Source organism: Leifsonia sp. McL0627 (assembly GCF_058244615.1).
In genome coordinates, this window is record NZ_JBZCGM010000002.1 from 1,494,176 (window position 1) to 1,512,440 (window position 18,265).

Consider the following 18,265-nt stretch of genomic DNA (forward strand, 5'->3'; position numbering starts at 1 on the left):
CGGTCAGCTGCTCGCCACCCACACCGCGCCGGCCGCCGTCTGGCCGAGCACGATCTCCGCGTCGCCCAGCCGCACGGTCACGTCGCCCGCGAACTCCCTGTGCTCGTCCACGGTCAGCTCCGCGTCCGGCACGATGCCGCGCTCGGCGAGGTAGCGGAGGATCGCCGGTTCGGCGTCGGAGATGCGCGAGACGGTGAGCGGAACGCCGGTGCGTGCGGACAGCAGCGGGGTCGCATCCGGTCGGTGCGGGGTGCCGTCCGCACTCGGGATGGGGTCGCCGTGCGGGTCGCGGGACGGGAAGCCGAGGCGGCGGTCGATGCGCTCGACGAGGGTGTCGGAGACGGCGTGCTCGAGGACCTCCGCCTCGTCGTGCACCTCATCCCAGCCGTAGCCGAGTTCTTCCACCAGGAACGTCTCCAGCAGACGGTGCCTGCGCACCATCATCACCGCGTGGCGGCGGCCCGTCTCCGTCAGCTCGATGCCGCCGTACGGCTCGTGCACGAGCATCCCCTGATCGGCGAGGCGGCGGATGCCGTCCGAGATGGTCGCGGCGCGGACGCCGAGACGCTCGGCGAGCTGCTTGACCGTGATCGGGGTCTCCGACCACTCGGTGGCCGACCAGATGACTTTGAGGTAATCCTGGGCCACGGTCGAGAGGTCGGACACAGGCATGACGTAATTGTACGGGCGGTCGGCATGCGTCACTGTTACGGTGGGTCGCGTGAATTACGCAGAGACCATCATCGACTTGGTCGGCGACACTCCGCTCGTGAAGCTCAACAGGCTGACCGACGGAATCGCGGCGACGGTACTCGTCAAACTCGAGTACCTGAACCCCGGAGGTTCGTCGAAGGACCGCATTGCAACCCGCATCATCGACGCTGCGGAGAAAGAGGGGCTGCTGAAGCCCGGCGGAACGATCGTCGAACCGACGAGCGGCAACACCGGCGTCGGGCTCGCGCTCGTCGCCCAGCAGCGCGGATACCGTTGCGTCTTCGTCCTGCCGGACAAGGTGGGGGAGGACAAGCGCAACGTCCTCACCGCCTACGGCGCGGAGATCGTGGTGACGCCGACCTCGGTGGCGCCGGAGCATCCTGAGTCGTACTACAGCGTCTCCGACCGACTCGCGGCGGAGATCCCCGGCGCTTTCAAGCCCAACCAGTACTTCAACCCCAACGGCCCGCGCAGCCACTACGAGACCACCGGTCCGGAGATCTGGCGCGACACCGACCAGAAGGTGACGCACGTCGTCATCGGCGTCGGCACGGGCGGCACGATCAGCGGCACAGGGCGCTTCCTCAAAGAGGCGTCGGAGGGCAGCGTGCGCGTGATCGGCGCAGACCCCGAGGGGTCGGTCTACTCCGGAGGAACCGGGCGGCCGTACCTCGTCGAGGGCGTCGGCGAGGACTTCTGGCCGGGCGCGTACGACCCGAGCGTCGTCGACGAGGTCATCGCGATCTCCGACGCCGAGTCCTTCCACGTCACGCGTCGACTCGCCCGCGAGGAGGGCATCCTGGTCGGCGGTTCGAGCGGCATGGCGGTCGCAGCGGCGCTCCGTGCGGCGAAAGACCTCAGCGCGGATGACATCGTCGTCGTGATCCTGCCGGACGGCGGCCGCGGCTACCTCGCCAAGATCTTCAACGACAAATGGATGCGCTCCTACGGCTTCAGCGATGTTCCAGACGAAGCGACGGTGCACGACGTGGTCAAGACCAAGCGCGGCGACCTGCCAGACCTGGTGCACACGCACCCGTCGGAGACGGTGCGCGACGCCATCCAGATCATGAACAAGTACGGCGTCTCGCAGCTCCCCGTGCTCACGGCCGAACCGCCCGTGGTGATGGGCGAGGTGGCCGGCGCCCTGGACGAGACGTCGCTGGTCGACGCCGTGTTCAGCGGCCGCGCGCAGATGACCGACGACATCGGAGCGCACGTCGGTGCCCCGTTGCAGCTGATCGGCGTCAACGAGCCGGTCAGCGCGGCCCGCGCCGCGCTCGCCACCGAGAACGCCCTCCTCGTCACAGAGGACGGCAAGCCCGTCGCCGTCCTCACCAGGCAGGACCTCCTCAACTTCCTCAGCGAATAAACGACTCCGGACTTCTTCACGCGACACGGCGAGGCCCGGCGTGAAGACGTTCGGACTCGATTGCTCCTCACAGAAAGCAGCAGCCAGAACCATGAAGTTTGCAACACAGGCGATCCACGTCGGCCAGGAGTTCGACCCGACGACCGGCGCGATCATCCCGCCGATCTACCAGACGTCCACGTTCGTCCAGGACGGCGTCGGCGGTCTGCGCGGCGGCTACGAGTACAGCCGCGGAGGCAACCCCACCCGCACCTCCCTGGAGACACTGCTCGCCGCTCTCGAAGGCGGGACGAGCGCGCTGTCGTTCGCGTCCGGGCTCGCAGCGGAGGACGCGCTGCTGCGCGCCGTCCTGAAGCCGGGAGACCACGTCGTGCTCGGCAACGACGTCTACGGCGGCACCCACCGGCTGATCAACCGCATCCACGGGGCGTGGGACATCACGAACACCACGGTCGACCTCACCGACCTGGACGCGGTGCGCGCCGCCCTGAAGACGGAGCGCACGCGCGTGCTCTGGATCGAGGCCCCGAGCAACCCGCTGATGAAGATCAGCGACATCGCGGCCCTCGCGGAGCTCGGTCACGCGGTCGGCGCGCTCGTCGTCGTCGACAACACGTTCGCGTCGCCCGCGCTGCAGCAGCCGCTGTCGCTCGGCGCCGACGTGGTCGCGCACTCCACCACGAAGTACCTCGGCGGCCACTCCGACGTGCTCGGCGGCGCCCTCGTCTTCAATGACGACGAGCTGGCGAGCAGGGTCCAATTCATCCAGTTCGCCGCCGGCGCGGTGTCTGCACCGATGGATGCGTGGCTCACCACCCGCGGCATCAAGACGCTCGCGGTGCGAATGCAGCGCCACACCGAGAACGCGCAGGCCATCGCGGAAGCGCTGGTCGGCCGCGCGGGCATCGATGCGGTCTACTACCCCGGCCTGCCGACGCACCCCGGCCACGAGCTGGCCGCCCGCCAGATGAGCGGCTTCGGCGGGATGCTCTCCGTCGCCCTGAGCGGGGGAGCTGCGGCGGCCCGCCGGTTCGCGGAGTCGACGGAGGTCTTCCAGCTGGCAGAGTCGCTCGGCGGCGTGGAGTCCCTGATCGGCTACCCGTCCGAAATGACGCACGCTTCCGTCCGCGGCACCGAGCTCGAGGTCCCCGACAACGTCATTCGCCTCTCCGTCGGCATCGAGGACGTCTCCGACCTCCTCGCCGACATCGACCAGGCCCTCGCCCGCTAGTTCTTCCGGGGCGGGCGCGGTTCACCCGCGCCCACCCACCCGCTGACGCTGGCGGGTGTCGGGCGGTGCAGGTAGCGTCGGGGGCATGGATCAGCGAGTGAGTCTCATCACCCTTGGCGTGGCCGATCTGGGGCGCGCGCGGCACTTCTACGAGGAGGGGCTGGGGTGGGTGCCGACCGAGGCGCTCGACGGCGTGTGCTTCTACCAGTTGCCGGGGATCGCGCTCGGGCTCTTCGGCAGGGACGCGCTCGCCGACGACGCGAAGCATCCCATCGACGGCACGTTCAGTGGCATCACCATCGCCATCAACCAGCCGTCGGAAGAAGCCGTCGACCGGGTATTCGCGGAGGCGGAGGCGGCGGGGGCGCGCATCCTGAAGCCGGCGGAGCGGGTGTTCTGGGGCGGGTACTCCGGCTACTTCGCCGACCTCGACGGACACGTCTGGGAGGTCGCGTACAACCCGGACTGGACGATCAACGCCGACGGAACGCTGACCATCTGATGCGCTACGTCCTCGTTCCGGGCGCGGGAGGCGCGGGCTACATCTGGCACAGCGTTGTCGAGCAGTTGCAGGCGGAGGGCCTGGAGGCGGTCGCCGTCGACCTCGAGGTCGGCGAGGGCCGCGGGCTGGCCGAATACACCGCTTCCGTGGTCGCCGCAGCCGACGGCGCCGACGATGTCGTGCTCGTCGCGCAGTCGATGGGCGGCTTCACGGCCGCGCTCGCAGCCCAGCGTCTCCCAGTGAGCCGGATCGTGTTCGTGAACGCGATGATCCCCGTGCCGGGCGAGACGGCGGGCGGCTGGTGGGAGGCGGTCGGCCACGGCGACGCCATGCGCGCGAACGACATCGCGGAGGGGCGCGATCCCGACGCCGGGTTCGATCTCGACCTCTACTTCTTCCACGACCTGTCTCCGGAGGAGAGGGAGGCGCTGATGCAGCACGAGCCGGGTGAAGACTCCGCGGCCATGTTCGCCGAGCCCGCGGACTTCCCCGGCTGGCCGGACGTCCCCGTCACGGTCATCGCCGGACGCGACGACCGGCTGTTCCCTCCCGCCCTGCAGCAGCGGGTCGCACGCGAACGACTGGCACTGGACGCGCACCTGGTCCCCGGCGGGCACCTCGCCGCGCTCTCGCATCCCGAACCGATCGTCGAGCTTCTCCTCTCGGGCGGCCGAACCGCGGAATGAGGTCGGCCTCGGTGCGAATGTCAGGCCGGCCTAAACGCTGGGAGAACACCCGGCCGGCTCACAGGTTCGCGCGCATCCCGGGCAGGATGGACGACATCGAAGGGGAGTAGTTCCCACCGCCGGAACCGCGCAGCGCGACTCGTCGCAGCGTGCGGAGACGGCGACGCGGTTCGTCGACATACTGGCCGGTCACGGAGACCGGCCCGGCGCACCACCCGCAGCGCGTCCAGCGCGCGGGCGAACGAGACCTTCGGTCGGCCATTCACGGCGACCGAGTCCACCCCTGCGTTCCTCTCGGTCGCTGCCTGTGATCGAAAGGGTCTCCCCGTGTCGAATCCGCACCATCCCGCAGCGCCCACCCGCTCCGGCCCAACTCGCTCCGCCTCCGCCTGGCGCCGCCTCGTCCTCCCGCTCGGGATCGTTGGACTGATCGCCGCGCAAGGCCTCGCGCTGCGGCTGACCGGCGTGCACGTCCCTCCACTCGTCGGCGTGCTCGCCTTCGGCGTCGCGATCGTCGCCGCCGCCTTCGCCCTCGCCTGGGCAGGAGAGGCGGCGGAGGTCGACATCTCCGGCGGCCTCGCCGTGGGGCTGCTCGCGATCATCGCGATCCTGCCCGAGTACGCGATCGACCTGTACTTCGCTTTCACCGCGGGCTCCGACCCGTCGCAGGCGCAGTACGCGGCGGCGAACATGACCGGGTCGAACCGATTGCTGCTCGGGTTCGGCTGGCCGTTTATCCTGCTGGTGGCGTTCGTCGCGTTCCGTGCCGCCCGCAACCGGCGCACGCCAGCTGATCCGGATGTGCAGGCCACGCCGTTCGCCATCACCCTTCCCCGGGACAACCGCGTGGAGCTGGGGCTGCTCCTGATCGCCTCCGTGCTCACCCTCGCGATCCCGCTGACCGGGCAGATCCACGTGGTCCTCGGCGTCGTTCTGCTCGCCTTATTCGCCTACTACCTGTGGCGGGTGTCGACCGGCGAGAGCGACGAGCCGGAGCTCGTCGGCGTCGCGCACAGCATCGGAACGCTGCCGACCCGCGCTCGCCGCACCACGGTGATCGCGATCTTCGTCCTGGCGGCCGTCATCATCCTGCTGCTCGCCGAACCGTTCGCGACCAGTCTGGTGGAGGGCGGCCGCTCGCTCGGGATCGATGACTTCTTGCTGGTGCAGTGGCTGGCGCCGCTCGCTTCGGAGGCACCCGAGTTCGTCATCGCCGTGATCTTCGCCCTCCGAGGCAAAGCACGGATGGGCATCGGCATCCTGCTCGCCAGCAAGGTCAACCAGTGGACGGCGCTGGTCGGCACCCTCCCGATCGCCCACCTGATCGGCGGCGGGGGCCCCGCCCTTCCGATGGATGCACGCCAGGTGGAGGAGTTCACGCTCACCGCCACGCAGACCATCCTGGGCGTCGCGATGCTGCTCACACTCCGGTTCAGCGGGCGCTGGGCCGCGGCGCTGTTCGTGCTGTTCGCTGCCACGTTCGTGTTCACCTCGACGGAGGCGAGGCTGATCGTGTCCGCGGTCTATGCGGTGCTCGCCCTCGCGCTGTTCGCGATCCGCTGGCGCACACTGCTCCCGACGATCACGGCGCCGTTCCGGTTCGGCGGGCGGGACAAGGGAGAGCGCGTGGAGGCGCTGGACGGGGATGCGCCGCCTGTGCACGAGCCGGAGCACGCGGGATGATGGTGGCATGACGATCCGCCCAGCCACCCCGTCCGACGCCGCACCCGTCCTCGGCCTCTTCGACGATGCGGTCGCCTGGTTCGTCAGCATCGGCAACACCGGGCAGTGGGGGTCCGAGCCGTTCTCGGCCCAGCAGAAGCAGGTGGACAGGGTGAACGCGTGGCTGGCTGGACCTGGCGCGTGGGTGGCCGAGCATCCGGAGGCCGGGGTGGTCGGCGCGCTCATCCTCGGGGATGCGACCGACTACGTCCCCGCCGCAACGGAGCCGGAACTGTATGTGAAGGTGCTGATCGGCTCGCGGGACCCGCGTGCGAAAGGCACGGGACGATCGCTGCTCGCGTTCGCGGACGAGCAGGCTCTGGCCGCGGGTGTCACCCTCCTCCGGGTGGACTGCTACGCGGGAGGGACCGGCGATCTCGTCCGGTTCTATGAGTCGTGCGGTTACACGAAAACGGACGCATTCCTGGTGGGGGACTGGCCAGGGCAGGTGCTGGCGCGGATAGTTGGTGCATGAGGACTTTCGGGGTGGAGGAAGAACTGCTGCTCGTCGACGAGCACACCGGGACCCCGCGGGCCGTCGCGCCGCAGGCGCTCGCCGTCGCAGCGGCCGATGAGCTCGCCAGACCGGTCTCCGGGGAGAGCACCCCCGAGGTGTCGGCGGAGATCCATCAGGAGATGCTCGAGACGCAGACCAGGCCGACGACGTCGACGGACGAGCTGCTCGCCGACATCATCGCCGGTCGCGTCGCGGCGGATCAGCTGGTCCGTCCGCTCGGGGTGCGCGCGGTCGCGCTGGCCATGTCGCCGATGCCGTTCCAGCCGCATCCCACCGAGAAGGCGCGCTACAGCGAGATGATGCGACGCTACGGCGCCACCGCGCACAAGACGCTCGTCTGCGGCTGCCATGTGCACGTCGGCATCGCCTCCCGCGAGGAGGGCGTCGCGATCCTCGACCGTATCCGCACCTGGCTTCCGGTGCTTCTCGCGTTGAGCGCCAATTCCCCGTTCGCGGACGGCGGCGACACCGGATACGCGAGCTTCCGGTTCCTCACCTGGCACCAGTGGCAGAGCGCGGGGCCCACGGAGGTCTTCGGCTCGGTCGACGAGTACGACCGGTTCGAGCGGCTTCTGCTCGACACCGGGGTGATCCTGGACTACGGGATGGTGTACCTGGACGCCCGGCTGTCGCACAAGCAGCCGACCGTGGAGGTGCGCATCGCCGACGTCTGCCTCGATGCGCGGGACACGGTGGTGCTCGCCGCTGTCGTGCGCGCACTGGTCGACACCGCCGCTGCGGAGTGGCGCGCGGGCATCGTGCCGTCCGATCTGCCGACCGCCGCGCTCCGGCTGGCCGGGTGGCAGGCGGCGCTGACCGGTGTGCAGGGCATGCTCCCGCATCCGGTGCACGGGTCCGGCGGCGATATCGCCGACGCACTGGATGCGCTGGTCGGCCACATCGGGGATGCTCTCGCCGCGAACGGGGACACCGCACTCGTGCGGGACGGCCTGGAGCGGATCGTGGCCGTCGGCGGCGGGGCGGGACGGCAGCGGGCGGCTTTCGCGGTGCGCGGACGACTGGAGGATGTGGTGTCGGACGCCGTGGATGCGACGCACGAGCTCACCCCGTCCGGTGGCGACCTCTCGGTGGCCTGAGCGTCTCACTCCGCAATACCTGCCGCCGCCGTCTACCGCCTGGACGCGATAGCGCATACTCTGCCGGACATGGCGGGGAAACAGCTCGATCACCAGCACGCCGTCTACAGCTATGGGACGACGCCCCTCACCCTCATGTACAGCCCGACGGCGACGGCGGCGTGGGAGGTCTATTACGGCGGCGAGTATCTCGGGCTGATCGAGGAGGTGCGCACGGAGGGCGCGGCGTGGCCGTCGTTCGTCGCGCGGCTGCCCGGCGAGGAGGAGGGCGAGGGCGAGGGAGCTCCGTCGAGTGACTGGCGGCTCGCGGTGGAGGTGCTGGCGGCGCACGCAGGGCTCTGATCGGCGGCGCATAGCGACCCCGGAGGAAATGCATTCATTCCGCATAGGACCAGCAAAGGTCACAGGAATGTAACGACGCGAGTGTTGCCTGCATGTCGCACTCACTCTCACCCCTGTCGCTCGACATCGTCGTGCCCGTCTACAACGAGCAGGCGACGCTCGAACAGTCCATCCGTCAGCTCAACGCCTACCTGACCGGCCAGATCGACCAGACCTGGCGCATCACGATCGCCGACAACGCGAGCACGGACGCCACGGCCGCGATCGCCGACGCCCTGGCGGCCGAGCTTCCTGGCGTCGTCGCGGTGCACCTCGCCCTGAAGGGTCGCGGTCGCGCCCTCAAACAGGTGTGGGGCGCGTCCCCGGCCGAGGTCCTGGTCTACCTCGACGAAGACCTCTCCACCGACCTCGCCGCCCTCCCTCCCCTCGTCGCCCCTCTGCTCTCCGGTCACTCCGACCTCGCCATCGGCACCCGGCTCGGCCACAGCTCGCGGGTCACCCGCGGAGGCAAGCGCGAGTTCATCTCCCGCAGCTACAACCTGCTGCTCCGCCGCACGATGGCCGTCAGCTTCAGTGACGCGCAGTGCGGTTTCAAGGCGATCCGGCGGGAGGTGGCCGACCGGCTGCTGCCGCTGGTCGAAGACGACGCGTGGTTCTTCGACACCGAACTGCTGATCCTCGCCGAGCGGGCGGGGCTCCGCATCCACGAGATCCCGGTGGACTGGGTGGACGACCCGCACAGTTCCGTCGACATCGTCTCGACCGCCGGCGAAGACCTCAAAGGGATGCTCAGGGTCGGCACCAACATCGCCAGAGGGCGCATCCCGCTCGAGTCGGTGTACGCCGAACTCGGGAGGCGCCCGTTCGATCCGCCCCGGCCGCCCAGCTTCTTCGGCCAGGTGGTGCGGTTCGGCGTCGTCGGGGTGCTGTCGACCGCTGCGTACGCGGTGCTCTACCTGCTGCTGCAGGGGGTGATGGCCGCGCAGCTCGCGAACTTCGCCGCCCTGCTCATCACGACGATTGCGAACACCGGGGCGAACCGGAGGTTCACCTTCGGCGTCCGGGGGAGGAACGGCGCGGTCCGGCACCAGTTCCAGGGCCTGATCGTGTTCGGCATCGCCTGGGCGATGACCTCGGGCTCGCTCGCCGTCCTGCACGCGGCCGCGCCGACCGCCGGCGCCCGCGCAGAGCTCGTCGTGCTCACCGTCGCGAACCTCGCGGCGACCCTGGTGCGCTTCGTCCTCCTGCGCCTCTGGGTCTTCCGCGCCTCCCGTCGCCCCACCGCGCCGCCCGTCCCGGCGACGTCCCCCGCCGCGCCGCCCGTTCCCGCCGGGTCCGCGCGCCCCGCGCCCGTCCCCATCCCGATCGAGTGGTCCCGAATTGCCGCAACACAGGATGCGCTCACGGCAATTCGGGACCACTCGATTCCAGAGCACGACCTCCGACAGACCGACATCCGACAGGAAGTGAACGGATCATGACCACCACAACGCAGGACCGCCCCGCCGTGGAGTACCCGGTATACGAGCAGCCGCACGCCGGAGGCCGCCTGCGAGCAGCGGGCCGCCGGCTGATCAGAGGTCGCGTCGGCAGCGCGGCGTGGGAGCGACCGGCGCTCCTCGGCCTGCTCGGCGTCACCGCGATCCTGTACCTCTGGGATCTGGCGGCCAGTGGATACGCCAACTCCTTCTATTCGGCCGCCGTGCAGGCGGGCAGCGTCAACTGGGAGGCGTTCTTCTACGGCTCCAGCGACGCCGCCAACTCGATCACCGTCGACAAGCCGCCAGCGAGCCTGTGGATCATGGCCCTCTCGGTGAGGATCTTCGGCCTCAGCTCGTGGAGCATCCTGGTGCCGGAGGCGCTGATGGGCGTCGCGACCGTCGCCATCGTCTACTGCATCGTCCGCAGGCACTTCTCGGCGCAGACCGCGCTGCTCGCGGGAGGGGTGCTGGCGATCACCCCGGTCGCCGCGCTGATGTTCCGGTTCAACAATCCGGATGCGCTGCTCGTGCTGCTGCTGACCGCCGCCACCTATTTCACCCTCCGCGCCATCGAGTCCGGCAGGATGCGCTGGCTGCTGCTGGCCGGCGTGGCGGTCGGGTTCGGGTTCCTGACCAAGCAGCTTCAGGCCTTTCTCATCCTGCCTGTGCTCGCCGGTGTGTACCTCGGGGTCGCCCCCGTCTCGTGGAAGAAGCGGTTCGGCCACCTGTTCGCGGCCCTCGGCGCCGTGATCGTGGCGGCGGGGTGGTGGGTCGCGATCGTGGAGCTGGTGCCGGCCTCGCTGCGGCCGTACATCGGCGGCTCGCAGACGAACAGCTTCCTGGAGCTGACCTTCGGATACAACGGGCTCGGCCGCCTCACCGGCAACGAGACCGGCAGCGTCACCGGAGGCGCGGGCGGCGGCGCCACCGGAGGGGGGATGTGGGGCTCGACCGGCATCTTCCGCCTGTTCGAGAACGAGATCGGCGGCCAGATCACCTGGCTGCTGCCCGCAGCGCTCGTGCTGTTCGTGCTCGCGCTGGTGCTCGGACGCGGGGCGAAGCGGACGGACGCCCGCCGTGCGACGCTGTTGCTCTTCGGCGGCTGGCTCATCGTCACCTCGCTCGCTTTCAGTTTCATGGCCGGCATCTTCCACGCCTACTACACGATCGCGCTCGCCCCGGCGCTCGCCGGGACGGTCGCGATCGGGGCCGCGGCGGCCTGGTCGGCGCGGGAGAAGCTGTGGGTGCGCATCCTGTCGGCTGCGACGCTCATCGGAACGGCCGTGTGGGCGTGGGTGCTGCTCGACAGGGCGGCCGACTGGCTGCCCTGGCTCAAGATCGTCGTGATGGTGCTCGCCGTCATCGGCGCCGTGCTGCTCGTGCTGCCGCCCCGGGGCAGGATGTTCGCCGGAGCGACCATCGCGACCACCCTCGTCGCCGCACTGCTCGCACCCGCCGCGTACTCGGTCGAGACCGTCACCACCGGGCACACTGGCTCGATCGTCACGGCAGGTCCAACGGTCTCCGGGTCGATGGGCGGCCCGGGTGGCGGAGGTGCGGGCGGCGGCCGTGGCGGATTCGGCGGCGCGCCGGGCGGAACGGGAACCGCGCCAGGCGGCACCGGCACGACGCAGGGCGGGACCGGGGGCGGCTTCACGCCTCCCGGCGGCACCGGTACGACCCAGGGTGGAACCGGAACCCAGACCGGCACCGGAACGGGAACGGGCACGGGAACCGGCACTGCACCCGGCGGCACCGGGACCGGCGCCCAGGGCGGCGGGATGGGCGGCCTACTCGGATCGTCGAACGTCAGCTCCACCGTCACAGCGCTCCTCAGGAAGAACGCGTCGTCGTACACCTGGGTCGCCGCCGCGATCGGCTCCAACTCGGCGGCCGGCTACCAGCTGGCCTCGCAGGAGGCCGTGATGCCGATCGGCGGCTTCAACGGCTCCGACCCGTCGCCGACGCTCGCGCAGTTCAAGGCGTACGTCGCCGCCGGCAAGATCCACTATTTCATCGGTGGAGGCGTCGGCCAGTCGAACGGCGGGAGCAGCGCCTCCAGTGCCATCGCGAGCTGGGTCGCGGCGAACTACACCGCAACCACGGTCGGAGGAACCACGCTCTACGACCTGACGAAGTAGCCGATGTCGGGGGTCCGCGCCATCATGGAGACATGACGGAGAGCGGGCCCTCGATCACGCGTGCTCGCGGCACAGCACCCAGCGACGATCGCTCCGAACCTCGCGGGCACCTCGGCGTCGCGGGCGGAACGGCACTCTACGTCGCCGCCGTCCTCGGCACCGGCATCCTGGTGCTTCCGGCGCTCGCCGCCTCCGTCGCCGGCCCCGGTTCGATCATCGCGGTCGCCGCCCTCGCTCTCATCTCCATCCCGCTGGCCGCCACCTTCGCCGCGCTCTCCAGACGGCATCCGGATGCGGGCGGTGTCGCGACGTTCGCGCGCCGGGCGTTCGGGCCGACGGCCGCGCGCATCATCAGCTACTGGTTCTTCTTCGGCACGCCGATCGGTGCGCCGATCGCCGCGCTGATGACGGCGCGATACGTCGTGGCCGTCCTCGGCGGGGATGCGCTGACCACCACCCTCATCGCGATCGGCCTCATGGTGATCCCGGTGATCGTCACCGCGTTCGGCGTCCGGTTCGCCGGCTGGCTGCAGCTCGTGCTTTCGGCTGCCCTTGTCGCCGTTCTCGTCTTCGTGCTGACCGCGGCGGTCCCGCACGCCGACCCCGCCAACCTGCAGCCGCTGCTCCCGCACGGCTGGCAGGGCGTCGGACTCGCGATGAACCTGTACATCTGGGCGTTCGCGGGCTGGGAGGCCGTGGCCGGGATCGGCGGCGAGTTCCGCAACCCGAAGCGCGACATCCCGCGCGCGACCGCGCTCGCCCTCGTGATCGTCTCCGTCGCCTACCTCGCCATCCAGACCGTGACCGTGCTGGTGCTCGGCGGCTCAGCATCCACGAGCGCCGTGCCGCTGCTCGACCTCGTGGTCGTGTCGTTCGGGAAGGGCGGCGGGATCGTCGTCGCCGTGATCGCGGCCATCGTCGTCACCGGAGTCTTCAACGCGTACCTGGCGGCGTTCAGCAAGCTGGGGGCCGCGATGGGACGCGACGGCGACCTACCCCGCTGGTTCGGGCGTGGTGCCGAGAACGGGGGCATCGCCCGCCGTGGCCTGTTGCTGTCGGCCGTCGTCATGGGGCTCTACTCGGTGGTGGTCCTGGCCAGCGGCGACCTGCAGCCGTTCATCCTGGTGCACACCAGCATCGCCGCGGCCGTCTACGCGCTCGGCGTCGCCTCCGCGCTGGTGCTGCTGCCCCGGCGCTCCGTCGGCTGGTGGATGTCGCTGGCCTCCTGCGTCTTCGCGGCCGGGCTGCTCGCGCTCGCCGGCTGGCATCTCGTCTTCCCGCTCGCCCTCGCGCTCGCCGCTGTGATCATCCGCCCCTGGCGATCGACACCGAACGTGTTCACGCGGCATGCCGAGCGCACCCGGGAATAAGTTCGGACTCGATGGCGGGTGGCGGGCGCACGGGTCGACGGCACGCATAATTGGGGGGTGACGCACGAGGAAGTCGCCGGTCGGGCAGCCAGTATGCGCGATGTCGCGCGCGTCGCCGGGGTGTCGCACCAGACGGTCTCACGCGTTCTGAACGGCCACCCGAGCATCCGCGCGTCCACGCGCGAGCGGGTGGTGCAGGCGATGGACGAGCTGCACTACCGCCCCAACCGCGCGGCGCGGGCCCTGGTCACGGCGCGCTCCAACACGCTCGGGGTGCTCGCCGCCTCCGCCGCGTCGCTCTACGGACCGGTGTCGAGCATGGGCGCGATCCAGAACGCCGGACGCGAAGCCGGATACTACGTGGCCGTCGCGCAGCTCGCCGACCTCAGCGCGGAAAGCATCGCCGACGGGATCGACCATCTGCTCGCGCAGGCCGTGGAGGGCATCGTCGTGATCGCCCCGCAGGACAGGATCCTCGACCAGATCGCTGCCACTGGCTTCGACGTGCCGTATGTGACACTCCAGGCCGGCGACCGATACGCGGAGAAGGAGCTGTCCGTCGATCAGCTCGCGGGAGCGCGCGCCGCGACGAGGCACCTGATCGACCTCGGTCACCGCCGGATCGTCCACGTCTCCGGTCCGCTCGGCTGGATCGAGGCGCAGGCGAGGTTGCAGGGTTTCGAGGAGGAGTGCCGCGCGGCCGGGATCGACGTGCTTCCACCGATCCGCGGCGACTGGTCTGCGCAGTCCGGCTACGCGGCGGGGAGGGAGCTCCTCGCAGACCCGAGCGTCACCGCCGTTTTCGCCTCGAACGACCAGCTCGCGCTCGGCGTCATGCACGCCGCCCGCGATCTCGGCAGGGACATCCCCGCCGACCTCAGCATCGTCGGCTTCGACGACATCCCGGAGGCCGCGCACTTCTGCCCTCCGCTCACGACCGTCCGGCAGGATTTCGCCGAGCTCGGCCGCCGCTGCGTCGCCCGGCTGGTCGCCGAGATCGAGTCGACCGAGGAACCGCATCCCGGAAACGTGCAGCCGGCGCTGATCGTCCGCGCCTCCACCGCCGCGCCGCGCTGAGCGGGCAGCGGCAGGCTGAGCGGGCAGCGGCGGCCGGTCAGTCTTCGACCCACCTCCGTGGGCCCGGTCCGTGCCCGCCGAGCTCGTCCGCCGGGTTCTGCAGGGCACAGGTGCGCAGGCTCAGGCAGCCGCACCCCATGCAGCCGGTGAGGTCGTCGCGCAGGTGCTCCAGGTCGCTGACGCGTTCGTCGAGCGCATCCCGCCAGAGCCGGGAGAGCCGCGCCCAGTCCTTCTTCGTCGGTGTCCGCCCTTCTGGCAGGGAGTCCAGGGCGATCCGGATCTCGGCGAGCGGCACCCCCACCCGCTGCGACACCCGGATGAACGCGACCCGGCGCAGTACGTCGCGCCGGTAGCGACGCTGGTTGCCTGCGGTCCGCTCGCTGCTGATCAGGCCCTGGCGTTCGTAGAAGTGCAGGGCGGAGACGGCGACGCCGCTGCGGGAGGCGAGGTCGCCGACGCTCAGGATGGGTTCGGAGGGAGTCATTGACCTCAACCGTAGTTGAGGTCATAGGCTCGCACCATGACCAGTGACGACATCGAAGGCACCGTTGCGCCCGCCCAGCAGGGGGCGCCGGTCGCCGACCTGCCCCCGCCGGGCGGGGTGCTGAGCCCGCGCTACCGCTGGGTCAGCATCGGGATGTGCGCGCTGATCATGCTGGCGGCGTTCGAGGCTCTCGCCGTCACCACGATCATGCCGACCGTGAGCCGCGAGCTCGACGGTGCAGGGCTGTACGCGTTCGCGTTCGCCGGACCCCTCGCGGTCAGCGTCGTCGGCATGGTGCTCGCCGGCGCCTGGTGCGACAGGGGCAGCCCACGCAACGCGCTCTTCGCCTCCGTCGGGATGTTCGTGGTCGGGTTGCTCGTGGTGGGCACGGCGCAGAACATGGGCGTCTTCGTGGCCGGCAGGCTCATCCACGGGTTCGGTGGCGGCGCGTTGACCGTGGCGCTGTATGTGATCGTCGCGCGCGTCTACCCGCCGAACCTGCACGCCAAGATCTTCGCCGGGTTCGCGGCCGCCTGGGTCATCCCGTCGCTCATCGGACCGTTGATCGCCGGTGCGCTCGCCGAGTCGGTCGGCTGGCGCTGGGTGTTCCTCGGCGTCGTCGCGCTCGCGGTGCTCGCGATGCTGATGGTCGTGCCGGCCATGCGCGGTGTCCACCGCCCGGACGAGGGCGAGGAGCGTCCGCCGCTCGACGTCAAGCGGATCGGCTGGGCCGTGCTGGTCGCCGTCGCGGTGCTCGCGCTCAACCTGACGGCCGAAGCCAGCGGACCCGTGCAGTGGATCGCGCCGGTGTTCGCCGTCGCGGTCGCGATCGTCGCCATCCGGCCGCTGCTGCCCGCGCGTGCCCTCCGTGCCGCACGCGGGCTGCCGAGCGTGATCCTCGTGCGCGCCCTGGTCGCCGGGACGTTCTTCGCGGCCGAAGTGTACGTGCCACTGCTGCTCGTGACCGAGTACGGCCTGTCGGCGGCGCTGTCCGGCCTCGCACTGACCGCCGCCGGTGTGAGCTGGGCGACGGCCTCCTGGGTGCAGGGCAAGTTCCCCGCGCTCCGCAATCGGACGGCGGCGTGGCTCGGATCACTCGGCCTCAGCATCGCCGTCGGGTCGCTCCTGCTGACGGCGCTGTTCCACCTGTCGCCGGTGGTGGTCGTGGTGGGCTGGGCCTTCGCCGGAGCCGGGATGGGCATCCTGTACCCCCGGCTCGGGGTGCTCACGCTGCAGTATTCGACGATCGAGAATCAGGGGTTCAACAGTTCGGCGCTGTCCATCGCCGACGCGATCGGCTCGGCGATCTCGCTCGCAGCGACCGCCATCGTGTTCGCGGCGCTGGCCGGGCTGGGCGGCGCGTGGCCGTTCGTCGGCGCGTTCGCGTTCACCGGCATCCTGTGCCTGGCGTCGTGGGCTGCCGGGCCGCGCATCCTGGTGTCGCGGCGCTAGCCGCGGGCCCCTCACACTCGTCGCGGCGGCGGCCGGACGGCTCCCGAACCGCGGGGCCGAGCGACAGCCGTCCGCCGCCGCGACGATACTCGACGGCGGGAATCCGTCGGTCGCACGACACGCCCGGTTCACCTGGCGTCCCCCTGTTGATTCCCTGAGTGGATACTGTCATTTCGTTCATAGAGAGGACACCCATGTTCCCCATCGCCCTGGCCGCCGACGGCCTGATCGCCACCGACACCACCGCATACAACCCTGTGCCGTCCGTCATCGGCGGACTCATCGGCTACATCCTGGTCGTCATCGCCCTGTGGCCCGTGTTCACCAAGGCGGGCAAACCGGGCTGGGGTGCGCTCATCCCGATCTACAACACCTACCTGCTCGTGAAGATCGGCGGGTTCCACGGTGCGCTCGTGATCCTGTACTTCATCCCGATCGTCAACATCGTCGTCGCGATCATCGTCGCGCTCGGCGTCGGACGCGCGTTCGCCAAGGGCGCTGCGTTCAGCATCTTCCTGCTCTGGCTGTTCGCCATCATCGGATACTTCATCGTCGGCTACGGCAGCTCGCAGTACGTCGGCCCCGGTGGACGCCGCGAAGGCGTCGCCGCGTAGGTCAGCGAATCAGGAAGGGTGCGGCCGGGAGTTCCGGCCGCACCCTTTCGCTGTCTCCGGTTCTCTAGGTCTCGGGGCCGATGCCGGCTCAGCGGGTCGCCGCGGGTTCGAGCGCGTCGACCGCACCGGATGCGCGGTCATGACCCAGTGAGTCGGTCGGCACGTGAGCGGTCTCCCGCGCCGTGAGTGCCGCGACGGAGGCGAGCACGGCGATGCAGGCCGTGAAGATCGAGATGACCACCCACCCGTCGTCCCCGGTTCCGCCGAGGGCGGTGACGATGCTCGGCGCGAAGCCGGCGGCGAGGAAGCCGAGCTGGGTGCCGATGGCGACACCGGAGAATCGCACCCGGCGCGAGAACATCTCGTTGTAGAACGACGGCCAGACCGCGTTCGCCGCCGCGTAGCCGCAGGAGAAGGTCGCGACGGAGAGCGCGAACACCAGCAGCATGTTCGGCTGCGACATCGACAGCAGATAGAACGGCATGAGGGCGGCGCTCGCCAGCGCCCCGTAGACGAAGACGGGCTTGCGGCCGATCCGGTCGGCGAGGCGGCCGAACAACGGCTGGGTCACGAGCGCGACGGCATTCGCCGCGACGACCAGCCAGAGCGTGAGCTCCTTCTCGACGCCCACGCTGATCCCGTAGGCGATGGCGAGACTGCCGAAGACGGTGGAGACCGCCGACACGGTCGCGCAAAGCACCACGCGCAGCACATCCCGCCAGTGGTCGCGCATCAGGTCGGCGACGGGCAGCTTGGCGAGTTCGCCCTTGCTCTTCGCCTCCTCGAAGTCGGGCGACTCCGAGAGCGACCGGCGCACGACGAACGCGATGACGACCACGACGGCAGACAGCCAGAACGGGATGCGCCACCCGATCGAATATGTGAACTCGTCCGGCGCCGCAAGGATCGGGATGAACGCGAGGGCGGCGATGATCTGCCCGCCCTGGGTGCCGGTCAGCGTCCACGAGGTGAAGAACGCGCGCCGGTCCTCCGGCGCGTGTTCGAGCGTCATCGAACTGGCGCCCGCCTGCTCGCCGGCCGCGGAGAGCCCCTGCATCAGCCGGCAGAGCACCAGGAGCACCGGGGCGAACCAGCCGATCGCCGAGAAGGTCGGCAGGCAGCCGATGATGAACGTCGACAGGCCCATCAGCACGAGCGTGAAGACCAGCACTTTCTGACGCCCGATCCTGTCGCCGAAGTGACCGAGGAAGACCGCACCGATCGGCCGGGCCACGTACGCGAACCCGAACGTCGCGAACGACATGACGAGCGCGTTCGTGTCCGCGTCGGGGAAGAAGACGTGCGGGAAGATCAGCGCCGACGCCGTTCCGAAGATGAAGAAGTCGTAGTACTCGACGGCCGAGCCGAGGAAGCTGGCGACGGCGGCGCGACGCGGTGTCTTGGTGGGGGGAGCGGCAGTCGCCATGGTGGTCCTCGCTGATCACTCGGGCCGCGAGCCCGAT

General features: G+C 70.1%; 17 protein-coding genes. 14 read left to right on the forward strand and 3 right to left on the reverse strand.

Annotated features, from left to right (window positions below; translation table 11 throughout):
* Positions 1 to 3: 3 nt before the first annotated feature.
* Complete coding sequence (locus AC37TH_RS07810) at positions 4 to 672, reverse strand: metal-dependent transcriptional regulator (RefSeq protein ID WP_490763767.1); 669 nt, start codon at positions 670 to 672, stop codon at positions 4 to 6.
* A 49-nt stretch (positions 673 to 721) separates the two neighbouring features.
* Here AC37TH_RS07810 and AC37TH_RS07815 point away from each other — a divergent pair, with 49 nt between their 5' ends.
* From AC37TH_RS07815 to AC37TH_RS07870, 12 genes are all read left to right on the forward strand, one after another.
* Positions 722 to 2,086 (forward strand): cystathionine beta-synthase, encoded by a 1,365-nt coding sequence (locus tag AC37TH_RS07815; RefSeq protein WP_490763768.1) that lies wholly within the window; start codon positions 722 to 724, stop codon positions 2,084 to 2,086.
* A 40-nt stretch (positions 2,087 to 2,126) separates the two neighbouring features.
* Positions 2,127 to 3,317: a cystathionine gamma-synthase gene (locus tag AC37TH_RS07820; protein WP_490763769.1), complete on the forward strand. Its 1,191-nt coding sequence runs from the start codon at positions 2,127 to 2,129 to the stop codon at positions 3,315 to 3,317.
* A gap of 97 nt (positions 3,318 to 3,414) precedes the next feature.
* Positions 3,415 to 3,819: a VOC family protein gene (locus AC37TH_RS07825; RefSeq protein ID WP_490763770.1), complete on the forward strand. Its 405-nt coding sequence runs from the start codon at positions 3,415 to 3,417 to the stop codon at positions 3,817 to 3,819.
* On the forward strand, positions 3,819 to 4,505 hold the full coding sequence (locus AC37TH_RS07830; RefSeq protein ID WP_490763771.1) for an alpha/beta fold hydrolase: 687 nt from the start codon (positions 3,819 to 3,821) through the stop codon (positions 4,503 to 4,505). The genes AC37TH_RS07825 and AC37TH_RS07830 overlap by 1 nt, the downstream gene beginning before the upstream one ends.
* A 327-nt stretch (positions 4,506 to 4,832) precedes the next feature.
* Positions 4,833 to 6,188, forward strand: coding sequence for a calcium:cation antiporter family protein (locus tag AC37TH_RS07835; RefSeq protein ID WP_490763772.1), 1,356 nt, complete (start codon positions 4,833 to 4,835; stop codon positions 6,186 to 6,188).
* A gap of 7 nt (positions 6,189 to 6,195) precedes the next feature.
* Positions 6,196 to 6,702, forward strand: coding sequence for a GNAT family N-acetyltransferase (locus tag AC37TH_RS07840; RefSeq protein ID WP_490763773.1), 507 nt, complete (start codon positions 6,196 to 6,198; stop codon positions 6,700 to 6,702).
* Positions 6,699 to 7,841 (forward strand): carboxylate-amine ligase, encoded by a 1,143-nt coding sequence (locus AC37TH_RS07845; protein WP_490763774.1) that lies wholly within the window; start codon positions 6,699 to 6,701, stop codon positions 7,839 to 7,841. The genes AC37TH_RS07840 and AC37TH_RS07845 overlap by 4 nt, the downstream gene beginning before the upstream one ends.
* A 69-nt stretch (positions 7,842 to 7,910) precedes the next feature.
* A complete protein-coding gene (locus AC37TH_RS07850; protein ID WP_490763775.1) occupies positions 7,911 to 8,183 on the forward strand; it encodes a hypothetical protein in 273 nt (90 codons plus the stop codon).
* Positions 8,184 to 8,275: 92 nt separating this feature from the next.
* Positions 8,276 to 9,664 (forward strand): glycosyltransferase, encoded by a 1,389-nt coding sequence (locus AC37TH_RS07855; protein WP_490763776.1) that lies wholly within the window; start codon positions 8,276 to 8,278, stop codon positions 9,662 to 9,664.
* On the forward strand, positions 9,661 to 11,805 hold the full coding sequence (locus AC37TH_RS07860) for a glycosyltransferase family 39 protein (RefSeq protein WP_490763777.1): 2,145 nt from the start codon (positions 9,661 to 9,663) through the stop codon (positions 11,803 to 11,805). Before AC37TH_RS07855 ends, AC37TH_RS07860 begins: the two co-directional genes overlap by 4 nt.
* Positions 11,806 to 11,837: 32 nt before the next feature.
* On the forward strand, positions 11,838 to 13,175 hold the full coding sequence (locus AC37TH_RS07865) for an APC family permease (RefSeq protein ID WP_490763778.1): 1,338 nt from the start codon (positions 11,838 to 11,840) through the stop codon (positions 13,173 to 13,175).
* 93 nt (positions 13,176 to 13,268) lie between these two features.
* A complete protein-coding gene (locus AC37TH_RS07870; protein ID WP_490763872.1) occupies positions 13,269 to 14,252 on the forward strand; it encodes a LacI family DNA-binding transcriptional regulator in 984 nt (327 codons plus the stop codon).
* A gap of 37 nt (positions 14,253 to 14,289) precedes the next feature.
* On the opposite strand, the gene soxR is transcribed toward AC37TH_RS07870, so the two are convergent.
* On the reverse strand, positions 14,290 to 14,736 hold the full coding sequence (gene soxR, locus AC37TH_RS07875) for a redox-sensitive transcriptional activator SoxR (RefSeq protein ID WP_490763779.1): 447 nt from the start codon (positions 14,734 to 14,736) through the stop codon (positions 14,290 to 14,292).
* 36 nt (positions 14,737 to 14,772) lie between these two features.
* On the opposite strand from soxR, the gene AC37TH_RS07880 reads away from it, so the two are divergent.
* Together AC37TH_RS07880 and AC37TH_RS07885 are read left to right on the forward strand one after the other, a co-directional pair.
* Complete coding sequence (locus AC37TH_RS07880; RefSeq protein ID WP_490763780.1) at positions 14,773 to 16,188, forward strand: MFS transporter; 1,416 nt, start codon at positions 14,773 to 14,775, stop codon at positions 16,186 to 16,188.
* 194 nt (positions 16,189 to 16,382) lie between these two features.
* Positions 16,383 to 16,802 (forward strand): DUF5684 domain-containing protein, encoded by a 420-nt coding sequence (locus AC37TH_RS07885; RefSeq protein ID WP_490763781.1) that lies wholly within the window; start codon positions 16,383 to 16,385, stop codon positions 16,800 to 16,802.
* Positions 16,803 to 16,890: 88 nt separating this feature from the next.
* Here AC37TH_RS07885 and AC37TH_RS07890 read toward each other — a convergent pair whose 3' ends face one another.
* Positions 16,891 to 18,228 carry an MFS transporter gene (locus tag AC37TH_RS07890; protein ID WP_490763782.1) on the reverse strand — a complete coding sequence of 446 codons (1,338 nt, stop codon included), beginning with the start codon at positions 18,226 to 18,228 and terminating at the stop codon, positions 16,891 to 16,893.
* Positions 18,229 to 18,265: the final 37 nt, after the last annotated feature.